Source organism: Sagittula sp. P11 (assembly GCF_002814095.1).
In the GTDB taxonomy this organism is placed as follows: domain Bacteria; phylum Pseudomonadota; class Alphaproteobacteria; order Rhodobacterales; family Rhodobacteraceae; genus Sagittula.
This window is the reverse complement of the sequence record NZ_CP021913.1, coordinates 1,122,513-1,136,040: the sequence shown is the minus strand read 5'-3', so window position 1 is coordinate 1,136,040 and position 13,528 is coordinate 1,122,513. Positions and strand designations below refer to the sequence as shown.

The window sequence follows — 13,528 nt, the reverse complement described above, 5'->3', positions numbered from 1 at the left end:
TGCCTTCGCGAATAGAATCCTCCACGGGGCCCGCGGACCGCCGTCTCCTCTGCCGATACCTGTCGGCAAGCAGCGCCCTGCGTCAACGCTTCTGCGATTTTTCCTATCATTGCTGAGAGGCGTCGCAGCGGTGAGATGAAACGATCAGACGGATTCCGGCAGGTAGAGATCGGGACGAAGGAACAGCTGCCCCGGCGTGCCGGAGGTGCCGTTGAGCACCGTGTCCGACACCAGTTTCACCGCTGCCTCGCAAAGCTGGCGCAGGGGCGTCGCGATCACCATCTCCGCATAGCGGTCGGCCAGGGCAGCGCGGGACTCGGGCGTAATCTCATGCACGACGAGCGCCACCTGCCCGGGTGCGCGCGCCTCGCGCAGGGCGGCGATGGCGCCTTCCATGCCGCCACCCGCGCAATAGAGCCCCTTCAGATCGGGGTGCCTTTGCAGCAGTTCCAGCGTTGCCTCGTAGGTCAGTTGCCGGGTCTCGAGGTTCACCAGCGTGTCGAGGACGCTGTAGTCCGGCCCGAATTCGCGGAAGTAGGATCGGAACCCGGTCTCGCGCAGCTCGTGTCCGTGCCAGCGGAAACCACCCACGAACACCCCCAGTTTGCCCGGACGCTGGATCGCCTTCATGATCATGTGCGCCGCGACCCGCCCGGCCTTCATGTTGTTGACGCCGATATAGCTTTGCCGGATGCCCTGGGCGAAATCGTTGAGCAGCGAGAAGCAGGGCGTGCCCCCATCCTGGATGCGCGCGATGGTGTCCGTGACCTGCACGTGGTTCACCGCGGTCGCGACCAGCGCATCGGCGCGCGCGGCGGTCTTTTCCAGCACGGCGGCAAAGTCAGACGGGCTTTGCGACGGGACGAAGTCGACGATCATGCGCCCGCGGATGTTGGTGGCGCGGGCGATGGCATTCTCCATCTCCGTCCGGAAATCCTGGTAGAACGGCTGGCGCTCCTTGTTGAAGACGACGCCGAACCGGATCTCTGGCAGGTCGGCCATCATGCGTTGCCCGATCAGAGCTGCGGCGTGATATCCGATGCGCTGTGCCGCCTCGTAGACGCGGCGCGCGGTCTCCTCCCGCACCTTGGCGCGACCGTTGAGAACGCGGTCGACGGTGGCGACGGAAACCTGCGCCTCGGCGGCGAGATCGTTGATCGTGGGGCGGCGTGCCATGGCGTGTCCTGACGATATCCTCGCACTGGACTGCGGCATTCTGATGGGTTTTGCAAGAAATTCTGTCGCCGATGACGCGGCTCGTTGCCGGAGCCGTGTGCGACCGGCTACGCCATATCAGGCAAACGGGAGGAATTCGAAGATGACCGGGATTGGCGTGGGCGTGATCGGCACGGGGTTCATGGGCAAGGCGCACGCCTTGGGGTGGCGCAACGCCCGCGCGGTGCTGGGAGGCACTCTCCCCGACGTTCGCATGGAGATGCTCTGCGACACGCCAATGGCAAAGGCAGAGCAGATGGCGGCGCAATTCGGCTTTGCCCGGGCCACCGACGACTGGCGGGCGCTGGTGGCCGACCCGGCGGTCGATGTCGTCAGCATCACAACGCCGAACAACCTCCACCGCGAGATGGCGCTCGCCGCGCTTGAGGCAGGCAAGCACGTCTGGTGCGAGAAACCCATGGCACTGACACTGGCCGACGCCGAAGAGATGGAGGCCGCGGCCCGGGCGGCGGGGGTCGTGACCATGCTGGGCTACAACTACATCCGCAACCCCGCCTTCCAGCACGCGAAGCGCATCATCGAGGACGGGCGCATCGGGCGTGTGGTGCATGTGCGCGGCTGGGTCGACGAGGACTACCAGGCCGATCCGGACCTGCCGTGGACGTGGCGGGCGAAACTTGCCGATGCCGGGCTGGGCACGCTGGGCGACCTGGGCTGTCACCTCGTGTCGATGATCGTCGGACTCGTGGGGCCGGTCGAGAGCCTTGTTGCCGACATGCAGGTGGTGCACGAGACGCGGCCGCTGGCGGACGGCTCGGGGCGGTCACCTGTCGAGAACGAGGACACCGCCACCGCGCTGGTGCGCTTTGCCAATGGCGCGCACGGGTCGATCTCTACCTCGCGCTCTGCCTGGGGGCGCAAGAACAGGCTGGACTGGGAGATACACGGCACCAAGGGCATGATCTGTTTCGCGCAGGAGCGGATGAACGAGCTGCAGGTTTACCTGAACGAGGGGCCGCGCGGCGAGCAGGGGTTCCGCACGATCCTGACAGGCCCCGATCATCCGCCGTTCGGGGCCTTCGTGCCTGCGCCGGGCCACCAGATCGGGTTCAACGATCTGAAGGTGATCGAGGCGGCCGAGATCCTGACGGCGATCCGCGACGGCGCGCAGGCCTATCCGTCGATGACCGATGCGCTGGCGTTCGAGAAGGTGATCCACGCCATCGCGGAAAGCGCGCGGGGCGGATCGGTCCGGGTAACGCTCTGATCTACGGTGCAACGGTGCTGCGGCGCACCCTTCCGGACGCCCCGACTGAGCCTTCTCAGGCTCAGCGGCCTGCCCTCCAGGCCGCGCGCCGGTCTGCCGGAGGGGTCAGCCGAGGGCGCGATCCTCTGCCGCGCGCTCCAGCTTTTCGAGGGCGCGGTCGAGGATGAGCTCTTCCTCGATGTCGAGATGCGCGCGCAGGGCGTCCTGACGGGCGCGCATCCGCGGCAGAGTGTCCTGGAACACGCGCAGCCCGTGCGGTGTCAGTTCGAGGTGCTGGGCGCGGTGGTCTTCGGGGTCGAGCGTCACCTGCACGAAACCGTCCGTCACCAGCGTCTTGATGTTGCGGGAGATCAGCCCCTTGTCCATCGCCACCTCGCGAGACAGGTGCGCGGCAGTGGTGCGGCCCGCGCCACCGATCAGCGACAGCAGCCGCCACTGTGTCAGGGTGATCCCGGCATGGTCCTTCAGGATGCGGCTGGACTGGGCGTTCAGCTTGGCCTGCACACGCGCAAGACGAAACGTCAGGAACTTGGCAGGGGCATCGCCGGCCGGTGTCTGGGTGTCGATTTCGGTCTCGGGCGCCGTGTTCATTCCCGCGATACCTCTTTGTCCTGAGCACATGTGTCCTCAGGACTTAGACTTGTCGCTTGCGGTGTCAACGGTTCAAATGCCCCTGCGCCTCAGGTATGCCATACGCGCATAGGTGGTATTTCGCCTAGTATTGGCAGACCGCGCCAGCGGTTTGCAGCACCGCGCCGGGGACGTCCGGCAACCGCATGAAGGTCACGCGGCGGTTCTCCGGCGCGCGGGGATCATAGACGTTTTTCAGCACATGCTCGCCGAAACCGACCGGATACAGCGGCAGGGTGACATAGGCGGCGTTGAGCGCGCCCGCGACCGAGGCGGCCCTGCGGCGGGACAAGTCACAGTTGTAGCCCTCCGAGCCGGAGGCATCGGTATGCCCGATCACCGCGTAGGAGGTGCCCGCCAGCGCGGGGTCGGACAGCGCGGCCACCAGGGAGGTCAGCTTGCCGAACTGATCGCCCCGGATGTTGGCGCTGTCGAAGTCGAATTCGATGGTGACCGCGACCGAGGGCAGCGCAACCGTCCCGTGAGTCGCCTGTTGCGGCGCGGCGTAGTTCGGCGCGGCGGCAGGCGGTGCGGCAGTGGAGGTCACCTTCTTCTGGTCGAGGTCCAGCACCAGCGTTTCGAACTGCACCTGCGGCACTGCGGATTCGTTCATCGCGCCGGACGGATCGACCGTCGCCCCGGCGCAGGTGGCCGCGTCCGGGGAGGCGAGGCAGCGGGCCAGCGCACTGGTCGGCTGGGCGGCGGTATCGTCCGGCAGCGCGCTGTCGTCGCCGCCGGGGATGAAGATCTCGCCGCTTTGCGCGTGGGCTGCGGGCGGCGCGCAGAGCGCCATGGCAAGGAGCAGGTGTCGCATCGGCGGCCCTCAGTGCGATTGGACGAGGACCGAGATCTGCGCCTTGGTCACGTCCGGGTTGTGGCTGGAAACAGCGCGGTAGTCGGCGCCGCTGGCGGTAGACAGCTGGTCGCCGCCGCCGGGGTTGAGGTCGAGGATCAGAGTCTCGTTCACCACCGACGTGTAGCTCTCGCGCGAGATCGGCTGGTGGTTGGCGGAGCAGGAGACGGAGTTGGTGCCCGACCGTTCCTTGCTGATCGCCGCGTCGGAGCCGTTGCAGATCGCCAGGACCGTTTCCAGCCCCGGCTCGGACGTACGCAGCGCACCCTGCGGCGGGAAGACGTACTGCGAGCCGCCCTTGATGACCACGTCCGGCAGACCCGGGAAGGGGTAGAGGACGCAACTGTCGTGGTCGTCGTCGATGGAAATCAGCGTCAGGCGGCAGTCGTGGCGCGGCTCGATGAAGATGCGCAGCGGGTCGCCGACCTTGTAGGTGGGCTTGTCGGTGTAGACGGTCAGGTGGCTCTGCGCCGTGACGGAATGTTGCGTGGCATCGTAGTCGGCGCCGAACTGCTTGGCGTCGGCATGGGTGACGATGGGCTGCCCGCCGGTCTGGCCGACGCTGTCGTAGGGCGTGCCCTGCACCACTTGCTTGACCGAATGCGACAGGGCGGCGGTGGTGCGGTGGTCGGTCAGGATCGGACGGTAATCGGTCAGCTTGTCGAGCAGCACCGGGTAGACCGCGGTCCATTCGTCACGCGCAATCGGAGAGACCTTCAGCCGCTGCAGGAGGGAGGCGTTCTCGGTCCCGGCAAAGGCGGCGCGGGCGGTCAGTTCGTCCTCGGTCAGCCCCAGCTCGTTGGCGGCCTGTTCGTAGTTCACGAAGTAGTCGACGAAATAGACCATCAGGCCGCGCACGGGTTCGAGCCCGGCGGCCTTGGTCTCCGGGTCGATGCCGGCCTTCTGGAGGGTGGCAAAGAACGCCTCCATGTCCTTCTGGAAGTAGTCGTTGACCACCTCCTTGCCGGGATAGATCGCGTCGACGGTCTGGCGCACGGCCGGCGACAGCGCGAGGTTGTTCAGCGCCACCTCGCGGACGCGGTCGTCGTTGAAGCGGATGCCCTTGGAGTGGCAGGACATGCAGGAGATGCCGTTCACCACCTCGCCGGTGCCGTCCGGGTAGTCTGTATCGCGCACGATGGCGGTTGGCCCGACGTTCAGGCGCGTGCCGTCCGTGGTGTTCAGGTAATAACCGTGGAAGCCGTTCGGCAGGGTGAAGATCGACTCGCCCCCGTCCTCGTGGAAGGAGACTTCCTCGCCATGCACCGACACGGGGCCAAGCGGGTACTCGAAGAAGCTCTGCCGCCCCTTGGAACCGGCAAAGTCGTAGGACGTCCAGAACATGCCGGAACCGAGCGGATGGCGCTCGATCAGGCGATTGTTGGTGGATACGCCGGAATCCTGGAAACCGGCGCGGACGACCTGCTCGTTCAGGATATTGGATCGCATGTCTAAGCCAAGCTGCTGTTGCAGCCCTTGCAGCGTGTCGGCCAGCCCCAGCACGTCGTAGTACATCGGCGCGGCGGAGGCGGTGGCGGCGAACCAGTCCGCGCGGATCACCGGGATCTGGGTGCCCGCCATGGTCTGCAGCGTGCTCAGGTTCGGATCGGTGTCGGATTCCATCCCGTAGGGATATTCGCGCTCCATCACGGCCCACTTCTCGTGGGTCCAATCCAGATCGGGCAGGAAGACCCGCAGCAGGATACCCTTCTCGTCGATCTTCTCGAACTTGTAGACGTTGGGGTTGAAGCTGAGCGCATTCATCAGCTTCACCGTCGCGGCGAGGTAGGCGTCGTAGTTCTCCTGCGTCACCTCGCTGTCGTTCCACAGCGTCCGCATGGAGATATAGCGCGTCCGGTCGCGGCGGTTGGTGGGCTGGGCGGAGAGGTCCTGCAGCGCCATGGCATAAAGCTCGGACAACGGGACGAAGGTGCGTTCCGGCGGCGCGGTCTCTCCCATCTTGGTGATCCACGTTTCGAGCGCGGCCATCTCCTCGGCCTTGGGCGTGCAGGTCGGATCCCAGCAATTGTCCGGCATGGCCGGGGCGCCGCCTGCGATCACCTGATAGAGCTTCGACTTGGTCGGCTCGCCCGAGACGACGAATTTCGGATCCTGCGCAAGGCGGCGGACATCGAGGATATGGCCGAACCCCGACTTCGGATTGGTCAGCCCCTCGTCGAGCATCCCCTGCTGGTGGCAGCCGGAACAGTACTTGTTCAGCACCTCGTAGGCCGCCGTCTCCTCCAGCGTGGCATCCTCGGGCAGGGGCATGCCGTTCAGCTCAAGCTCCACGTCGATGAGGATCGACTGGTCCTGTGCAGAGGCGGTTGACGTCAGGCCGATGCCAAGCGCCAGTGCGGCTGCCGTCATCCGGAAATTGGGGGTCATCGCGCGTGTCTCCTGTAAAATGCTTTTTGCATCCGCATCAGTTGCAGCGGACTGCGAGATACTTGGCCGAGGCCCAGCCGGTGGCGCCGCCGTTGCCCACGTACGGCTGCTGGCATTGCCCGGAAACGCATCGAATTTGCGCCCATCCATTGCTTTGCGCCACCACCTGGACCGTGTCTCCGAGGTAGACCTCGGTCAGGATGTTGCCGCGGGTCGACGGCGCGCTGCGCACGTTCAGATAGCCGGAGCCGTCCGAGCGTGTCCGGCTGGAATAGGGACTGAGGTTGGTCACAGTGGCGTAGCACTGGCGCTGCGCCGAGGGGCGCGAACTCGACAGGTAGGTGGCCGAGACCCAGCCGCTCAGCCCGTTGGGCAGGTGGATGTTCGACCAGCCGTCGCTGCTGCCCGTGACGGTCACCTGCGTGCCGCGGTCGACGGCAGTGATGCGGCCGTACTGCGTACCGGGGCCGGATCGGACGTTCAGACTGGCGGTGTTGTCGATGTACATCGTGTATCCGCCGCCGCCGGAAGAGGACCCGCCGCCAGACGATCCGCCGTTCCAGAGCACCTCTTCGACAAAGCGGGAGCCGGTGGAGCAGTAGCTGTCGTTCGGGATGCGCCCGGCAGAGATCAGTTGCGCGATGCGCCCGTCGGCGCTGCTGCGCGACACGGTCTCCAGCGCGATGCCGTAGTACCCGTTGGTCGACCGGAAGATGCGAATGCCCTGACCGCTGCCGAACCACTGAGAGATGAACGCCTTGGCCTCGGACAGGGAGGGGCGGGAGGCGGTCATGATGTAGCACGACGACGACAGCTCGTAGTTGCCGGACCGCGTGGTCGCGCTGCCCGATGAGCCGCCGGACGAGGTCGCCGGCGTCTTCAGGTAGGCGATGCGGTCGATCACGGCGCGGGAAATGCAGCTGGTGTCCGTACCGCAGCGGTCCCGTGTGCCGGTGCGCCACGCCCCCTGCGACGAGGCAGAGACGCTGCGGGCCGGGTTCGCATAGGCCCGGTCGAGTTCCGCGTCGAGCCCGGCAAGGTAGCGGTCGCCGCAGATCGTCGCCTCCGTCGGGTTGAGGCGGCTGGAGGAGCACCAGGGGCGCAGCAGCTCGGTCGTTGTCCCGCCGCCGGACCCGCCGGTGCTGCCTCCGCCGGTCGAACCGCCGGACGGGGGCGTGGTGCTGCACTCGCGCGCGACATAGCCCTTGGCGAGGATCGCGAAGGGGTGTTCGCCGCAGGATTGCAGGTAGGCGTCGTATGCGTAGCAGGCGTTGAGCGTCTCGGCCTTGTTGTAGAGCGTGTCGCAGAAGCTGGGTTGCGGCACGGTACCGCCCGTTTCCTGACCGCCGCCTCCGCCGCTGCCACCACCCGGGACGCCGCCGACGGCGGCCTTCAGGATGCGGCTGTGCTCCAGGATTGCCTGCATCGGCGTGGCGAAGTTCACGGCGTCCTGACCGGACCCTGCGTTGTGCAGACCGATCACCATGCGCGACGAGGCGTCGATCAGCGGCGAGCCGGAGTTGCCCGGCAGCGTATCGCAGGTGTGCAGCAGCCGCCCGCCGGAAACAGCGGGCGAATTCGCCTGGCACTTCTCGCGGCTGATGCGCTGCGCCTCGCCCATGGGGTGGCCGATCACCCAGTAGGGGTCGCCGTCGTGCGGGATGTTGGCGGCCAGTTCCAGCGTGCCGTAGTCCTCTGACGGATCGCCGATCACCTTCAGAACGGAGTAATCGAGCTTCGCGTCCGCCTCGACCGGAGTGGGCAGGACGGTGTAGCTCCGTGCGCCTTCCTCAACGCCCTGACGGGTGTAGCCGGCCCAGAACAGTGCCGCCTCGATCCGGGTCGCGCCGGTGCGGTCGGCCCCGGCGGCCCCGGGAATGCAGTGGTAGTTGGTGACGATGTGTTCGTCGTCGACGATGAAGGCGGTGCAGGGAAAGACGCCGTTGTCGGTCAGGATGTCGAGCCGCCCGACCGGGCGCCCGAGCTTGGCAAAGAAGTTCTCCGGCGAATAGGACCCGATGGATTCACTGGTGCCCTCGCCCGGCTGCGTCAGCCCCGTGCTGCTGCCGTCCTGCCGGTCCATGATGGCGAACTGCTTGCGGTCGAGCACGACCTGGCCAAAACTGTTCCGGTCGAAGCCCACGAACTCCTGCGCCGCGCCAGACTGGGGCAGGGACAAGAGGGACATCAGGATGGTCGTCAGAACCAGAGAGCGCACGGCTTCCCTCCTCCCTTCGATAAAGGCTTTGTCTTCAACACCGATATGTTCGATGACGGGCGACCTCACGTCAACGAGGGAAAACCCGACCAAGGTGGAAAGAGCGGGATGCAGGGGAAAACGATCCTGTGGAACGCGACTGCAGGGCCGTTTGCGACCGGGAAAGTGGAGCGGTTGCCGTCCTGCGGCGTCGCTGTCGTCCGAACGCCCGGCCACTGTTCTGCAGCGGACGTCGGTTGTTCAGGTATTTTTTGCCAAGATGAAGGACAACGGGTCAGAGCACGCGGGCGAGGAAGCTTTTCGTGCGGGCGTGGCGCGGGGCGGTGAAGAACTCTGACGGCGGGGCCTGTTCGAGGATGCGGCCGTTGTCGAGGAAGCAGATGGTGTTCGCGACCTCGCGCGCAAAGGCCATTTCGTGCGTGGCGAGGATCATCGTCATGCCCTCGGTGCGCAGCTGGCGCAGCACGTCGAGCACTTCGCCCACCAGTTCCGGGTCGAGCGCCGAGGTGATCTCGTCGAAGAGCATGATCTCGGGCTGCATGGCAAGGGCGCGGACGATGGCCACCCGCTGCTGCTGGCCGCCGGAAAGCTGGTCGGGATAGTGGTGCATCCTGTCGGCAAGGCCGAAGCGGGCAAACAGCGCCTCCGTCCCCGGGAGAAGTTCGGCGCGGGACTTGCGGCGGACCCGGCGCGGCGCCAGCAGCGCGTTCTCGAGCGCGGTCATGTGCGGGAAAAGGTTGTAGCTCTGGAACACCATGCCGATGCGCTGGCGCACGGGCTGCGGGTCGAGGCCGGGTTCGGCGATGTCCAGGCCGTCGAGCAGGATCTGCCCGTCGTCGATGGGTTCCAGCAGGTTCAGGCACTTCAAGAGCGTCGACTTGCCGGAGCCCGAGGCGCCGATCAGGCAGACCATCTGGCCGGGCGAGACGGAAAGGTCGATGCCGTCGAGCACGGTGTTGCTCCCGAAGGCCTTGGTGACGGCGCGCAGTTCGAGGCTTTTCATGAGCGGGCCTGCCGTTCGCGGTTCATCAGGTGGTCGGCGTATCGGGTCGCCGGAATGGTGATCGCGAGGAAGATCAGGGCTGCGCCCACGTAGGGCGTGAAGTTCGCGAGCAGCGACTTGTAGACGCCGGCCTGGCGGAAGATCTCGACCGGACCGATGAAGGAGAGGAGCGCCACGTCCTTCTGCAATGCGATGAAGAGGTTCATGTTGGCCGGGATCACCCGACGGATGGCCTGCGGCAGGATCACGAAGCGCATGGTGTCGCCGCCGGAAAGGCCAAGCGACAGGGCCGCGGCGCGCTGGCTTTCGTGGATCGAGTCGATGCCGGAGCGCAGGACCTCGGCGGTATACGCGGCATATACGAGGATCAGCGACAGCGACCCCCAAATGTAGGGCGAGTTCCACGGCCTCGGCAAGCCCAGGCCCGGGATGCCGAAGCCGATCAGGTAGATCACGAGGATCACCGGCAGGCCACGGAAGACGTCGATGAACAGCGTGGCGAACAGGCGGACCGGGGTGAGCGCGGGGCTGCGCAGGTCGCGCGCCACGGCGAGGACGAGCCCGAGGATCGCGATCAGCGGCGCGCTCCACGCAAAGATCGCCACGTCCATCAGGAAGGCCTGAAGCAGGCCGGGGAAGGTTCGGGCGAAGACTGAGCCGTTGAAGAACGCGCGCTGCACCGCCTCCCAGCCCGGGGTGAGGGGCACCAGGATGACAAGCGCCAGAAGCACGCCGCCGGTCGAGGCGGCGGCGATCAGGTTGGCGCGGCGGCGCTGGCGGGCCTCGAAGACCTGTCGGCGGGTGGGCATGGGCGTGTCCCTCGTTTCGGGCCGACTTTTGCCGCAGGGCAGCGGCGTGTCAAACCGTTCACATCTGTGTTTCAGGGATATAGGTAAGCATTGCGTACCTATATCCTCGGGCGTATCCCGAAGCAGGGAGTTCACGGAGGGGAAGGTCATGGACTGGCAAACTGTGCTGGCGCGGCGGACGGGGCGGATGAAGGCCTCGGAGATCCGCGAGTTGCTGAAACTGCTGGACCAGCCGGACATCATCTCGTTCGCCGGCGGCATCCCCGATCCGGCGCTGTTCCCGGCAGAGGCCTTTGCCACGGCCATGTCGGAAGCGATGACCGGTCCGCGTGCCGCGCAGGCCCTGCAGTATTCCGTGTCCGAAGGCTATGCGCCGCTCAGGGCCTGGCTGGCCGATCACATGGGCACCATCGGCGTGCCGTGCGGGACGGAGAACATCGTGATCACCTCCGGTTCGCAGCAGGCGCTCGATTACCTGGGCAAGCTGCTGCTGACGCCCGGGGATACGGCGATGGTCGGCTGGCCCACCTACCTCGGGGCGCTTGGTGCCTTCAACGCCTGCGAGCCGCGGTACATTCCGCTGGACCCGTGGTCCAACACCGCGCCCGAAGATCTGCGCGCAGAGGCGGAGGCCGCGGGCGGGGCGGTCAAGATGGCCTACCTGTCGCCGGACTTTGCCAACCCAACCGGCGAGACGCTGGATGCGGAGGGCCGCGTGCGGCTGCTGGACCGGGCCGAAGCGCTGGGGATCGCGGTGATCGAGGACGCAGCCTACCAGGCGCTGCGCTATGACGGTGATCCGGTGCCGCCGATCCTTGCCACCGACATCGCCCGCAGCGGCGGGATCGAGAACACCCGGACGATCTACTGCGGTTCGTTCTCCAAGACGCTCGCGCCGGGGCTGCGCGTTGGCTGGGTTTGTGCCGCGTCCCCGGTCATCGAGCGGCTGGTGCTGATCAAGCAGGCGGCGGACCTGCATTCGCCCACCCTGAACCAGATCGCGACGGAGCGCGTGGCGCGCGCCATGTTCGACGACCACGTTGCCGGCTTGCGCCGGGTCTACGGCGCGCGGCGCGACCGCATGCTGGCGGCCCTATCACGCGAGATGCCGGAAGGTGTAACCTGGACAAGACCCGAGGGCGGGATGTTCGTTTGGGTGACGCTGCCCGAAGGCACGGACAGCGCGCAGCTGCTGGAGAGAGCCGTGCGCGAGGCGCGGGTGGCCTTCGTGCCCGGCGGCGCGTTCTTCCCGGATGGGTCCGGGCGGAACACGCTGCGGCTCAGCTTCTCCTGCGCGGACGATACCCGGATCGACGAGGGCATCGCCCGGCTGGGCAGGCTTTTGCGCTGAGGTTACTCGATCACCGGGACGCCGGTGGTCTCTTCCAGCCAGCTCTTCTCGATCTCGGCCAGCGTGCCCGCGTCGATCAGCTCCTGCAGGGCGGCGTCGACGCATTCCTTGAGCGGGCTTTCGTTCGGCATCAGGAGGCCGAACTGGTCCGGGTTCTCCGTCCGGTCGGCGGGAAACTGGCCGAGGATTGTGCCGCCCTCGACCACGACCGCCGACAGGTAGAGCGCGGTCGGCAGATCGAAGAGCGCCGCGTCGATCTGGCCCGCCTGCATCGCTGCGGTCACGTCGACGTTGTCGTTATAGAGCATCGGGTCCTTCGACGGGCCGATCAGGTCCTGCAGCATCGGCACGGCGGTGGTGTTGGCATCGGCGCCCCACACCAGCCCCTTGAGCGAGTCCATCGTGGCGGTGGCGCCGCCCTCGACCACGCGGTCTGTCGTCAGCACGGCCATGGCGGAGCTGTAGTAGGGGATCGAGAAATCGACGACCTCCTCACGCTCTGGCGTGATGGAGAACTGCTGGAGATTGAAGTCGAAGTCCTTTTCGCCCGGCTGGATCGCCTGGTCGAAAGAGGACCGGACCCATTCCACAGCATCGGGCTCGAACCCCATCTTGGCGGCCACGGCGTAGGCGACGGCGGCCTCGTAGCCCTGACCCGATTCCGGTTTGTCGTCCAGAACCCAGGGGTAGAAGGCCGGGTTGCCGGTGGCGATGGTCAGGGTGCCGTCCTTCAGGGTCTTGCCGGCGGCGCAGTCGTTCTGCGCAAGGGCCGCGCCGGCAAGGCAAAGCGCGAGCGCGGTGGTCGTGACGAGTTTCATGTCTGGGACTCCCGGTTGGATTTTGTCCGGCAGCTTCCGCCGGTTGCCCTGCCTTGTCAATTTTGTCCTCCGCGGCGCGTTCAGGCGGGGCAGGGCTGACGGTTTTGGCAGCATGGCCAGCGGTTTGGAACCCGCGGAGGCTTGACGGCTGCGGCGGCGCGTGTCTGGCTTGAACCATCGACGCCAGCGCATTCAGGCCCGGAGATTTTCATGAAGGTCATTCATCTGTCCGATATCCATCTCGGCCCGCCGGGCATGACGAGCTGCGGCCTCGACCCTTACGACCGTCTGGCCCGCGCCTTCGGCCATATCGCCGAACACCATCGAGACGCAGCGCTTGTGGTGATCAGCGGCGACCTGACCGAGTATGCCGAACGCGAGGCATATGCCCGGCTTCAGCAGGCACTGACAATGCTGCCGATGCCGGTGCGCCTGATGGTCGGCAACCATGACGACAGGGACGTGTTCTTCAAGGTCTTCCGGGATCATCCGAGAGACGCGGAGGGTTACGTCAACCACTCGGCGGATTTCCGGGAAGGCCGGTTCATTTTCTGCGACACGGTGGAGAAGGGCCGGGACGACGGGTCTTTCGGCCCAGATCGTCTGCGCTGGCTGACCGCGCAGTTGGAAGGCTGCGACCGCGCCTTCCTGTTCTTTCATCACAACCCGCTGCACACGGGCGATCCGTCGGCGGATTCGGACTCATTGCGAGACGCGGACCAGGGCCCCTTGCGCGACCTTCTGAAAGCCAACGCGGCAAAGGTGGCACATCTGTTCTTCGGGCATGTGCACGCGTCGCTCTGCGGGACCATGGGGGGCATCGCCTTTTCCGGCGTGCCCTCCACGATGATGCAGCGCATCCCGAACCTGTCTCCGGCGGCACGGACGGCCATCGGCCCGCTTGACCCGTCCTATCGCGTTGTCCTGATCCGGGGCGACGACGTGGTCATCCACCAGATTCCCTTTGCCTACGATGGCGAACTCGACTGGTTCGCCAACGCATAGGGCAGGGGCC

The 13,528-nt window shown here is 66.4% G+C and carries 11 protein-coding genes; 3 read left to right on the top strand and 8 right to left on the bottom strand.

The features are described from left to right. Positions 1 to 144: 144 nt before the first annotated feature. The gene (locus CDO87_RS05545; protein WP_100927851.1) at positions 145 to 1,176 is read right to left on the bottom strand and encodes a LacI family DNA-binding transcriptional regulator; all 1,032 of its coding nucleotides are present in this window, start codon (positions 1,174 to 1,176) and stop codon (positions 145 to 147) included. Between the two features lie 142 nt (positions 1,177 to 1,318). On the opposite strand from CDO87_RS05545, the gene CDO87_RS05540 reads away from it, so the two are divergent. Next, complete coding sequence (locus CDO87_RS05540) at positions 1,319 to 2,443, top strand: Gfo/Idh/MocA family protein (protein WP_100927850.1); 1,125 nt, start codon at positions 1,319 to 1,321, stop codon at positions 2,441 to 2,443. A gap of 105 nt (positions 2,444 to 2,548) precedes the next feature. On the opposite strand, the gene CDO87_RS05535 is transcribed toward CDO87_RS05540, so the two are convergent. The 6 genes from CDO87_RS05535 to CDO87_RS05510 form a co-directional block, all read right to left on the bottom strand. Further along, entirely contained in the window at positions 2,549 to 3,034 is a 486-nt protein-coding gene (locus CDO87_RS05535) for a MarR family winged helix-turn-helix transcriptional regulator (protein ID WP_157814927.1), read from the bottom strand. Between the two features lie 124 nt (positions 3,035 to 3,158). After that, complete coding sequence (locus CDO87_RS05530) at positions 3,159 to 3,887, bottom strand: OmpA family protein (RefSeq protein WP_100927848.1); 729 nt, start codon at positions 3,885 to 3,887, stop codon at positions 3,159 to 3,161. A 9-nt stretch (positions 3,888 to 3,896) separates the two neighbouring features. After that, complete coding sequence (locus CDO87_RS05525) at positions 3,897 to 6,314, bottom strand: DUF4384 domain-containing protein (RefSeq protein ID WP_157814926.1); 2,418 nt, start codon at positions 6,312 to 6,314, stop codon at positions 3,897 to 3,899. A gap of 37 nt (positions 6,315 to 6,351) precedes the next feature. Beyond that, the gene (locus CDO87_RS05520; protein WP_100927846.1) at positions 6,352 to 8,532 is read right to left on the bottom strand and encodes an SH3 domain-containing protein; all 2,181 of its coding nucleotides are present in this window, start codon (positions 8,530 to 8,532) and stop codon (positions 6,352 to 6,354) included. 274 nt (positions 8,533 to 8,806) lie between these two features. After that, positions 8,807 to 9,535, bottom strand: coding sequence for an amino acid ABC transporter ATP-binding protein (locus CDO87_RS05515; RefSeq protein WP_100927845.1), 729 nt, complete (start codon positions 9,533 to 9,535; stop codon positions 8,807 to 8,809). Continuing rightward, positions 9,532 to 10,344: an amino acid ABC transporter permease gene (locus CDO87_RS05510; protein ID WP_100927844.1), complete on the bottom strand. Its 813-nt coding sequence runs from the start codon at positions 10,342 to 10,344 to the stop codon at positions 9,532 to 9,534. The genes CDO87_RS05515 and CDO87_RS05510 overlap by 4 nt, the downstream gene beginning before the upstream one ends. A 148-nt stretch (positions 10,345 to 10,492) precedes the next feature. Here CDO87_RS05510 and CDO87_RS05505 point away from each other — a divergent pair, with 148 nt between their 5' ends. Beyond that, the gene (locus tag CDO87_RS05505) at positions 10,493 to 11,695 is read left to right on the top strand and encodes a PLP-dependent aminotransferase family protein (RefSeq protein ID WP_198521824.1); all 1,203 of its coding nucleotides are present in this window, start codon (positions 10,493 to 10,495) and stop codon (positions 11,693 to 11,695) included. Between the two features lie 2 nt (positions 11,696 to 11,697). Here CDO87_RS05505 and CDO87_RS05500 read toward each other — a convergent pair whose 3' ends face one another. Beyond that, positions 11,698 to 12,513 (bottom strand): ABC transporter substrate-binding protein, encoded by an 816-nt coding sequence (locus CDO87_RS05500; protein ID WP_100927843.1) that lies wholly within the window; start codon positions 12,511 to 12,513, stop codon positions 11,698 to 11,700. A 210-nt stretch (positions 12,514 to 12,723) separates the two neighbouring features. On the opposite strand from CDO87_RS05500, the gene CDO87_RS05495 reads away from it, so the two are divergent. Continuing rightward, positions 12,724 to 13,518, top strand: a complete 795-nt coding sequence (locus tag CDO87_RS05495) for a metallophosphoesterase (RefSeq protein WP_100927842.1) — start codon at positions 12,724 to 12,726, stop codon at positions 13,516 to 13,518. Positions 13,519 to 13,528: the final 10 nt, after the last annotated feature.

Coding starts and splice junctions, on each gene's coding strand:
- CDO87_RS05545 (WP_100927851.1), bottom strand. CDS start 1,176: ATGGCACGCCGCCCCACGATCAACGATCTCGCCGCCGAGGCGCAGGTT.
- CDO87_RS05540 (WP_100927850.1), top strand. CDS start 1,319: ATGACCGGGATTGGCGTGGGCGTGATCGGCACGGGGTTCATGGGCAAG.
- CDO87_RS05535 (WP_157814927.1), bottom strand. CDS start 3,034: ATGAACACGGCGCCCGAGACCGAAATCGACACCCAGACACCGGCCGGC.
- CDO87_RS05530 (WP_100927848.1), bottom strand. CDS start 3,887: ATGCGACACCTGCTCCTTGCCATGGCGCTCTGCGCGCCGCCCGCAGCC.
- CDO87_RS05525 (WP_157814926.1), bottom strand. CDS start 6,314: ATGACCCCCAATTTCCGGATGACGGCAGCCGCACTGGCGCTTGGCATC.
- CDO87_RS05515 (WP_100927845.1), bottom strand. CDS start 9,535: ATGAAAAGCCTCGAACTGCGCGCCGTCACCAAGGCCTTCGGGAGCAAC.
- CDO87_RS05510 (WP_100927844.1), bottom strand. CDS start 10,344: ATGCCCACCCGCCGACAGGTCTTCGAGGCCCGCCAGCGCCGCCGCGCC.
- CDO87_RS05505 (WP_198521824.1), top strand. CDS start 10,493: ATGGACTGGCAAACTGTGCTGGCGCGGCGGACGGGGCGGATGAAGGCC.
- CDO87_RS05500 (WP_100927843.1), bottom strand. CDS start 12,513: ATGAAACTCGTCACGACCACCGCGCTCGCGCTTTGCCTTGCCGGCGCG.
- CDO87_RS05495 (WP_100927842.1), top strand. CDS start 12,724: ATGAAGGTCATTCATCTGTCCGATATCCATCTCGGCCCGCCGGGCATG.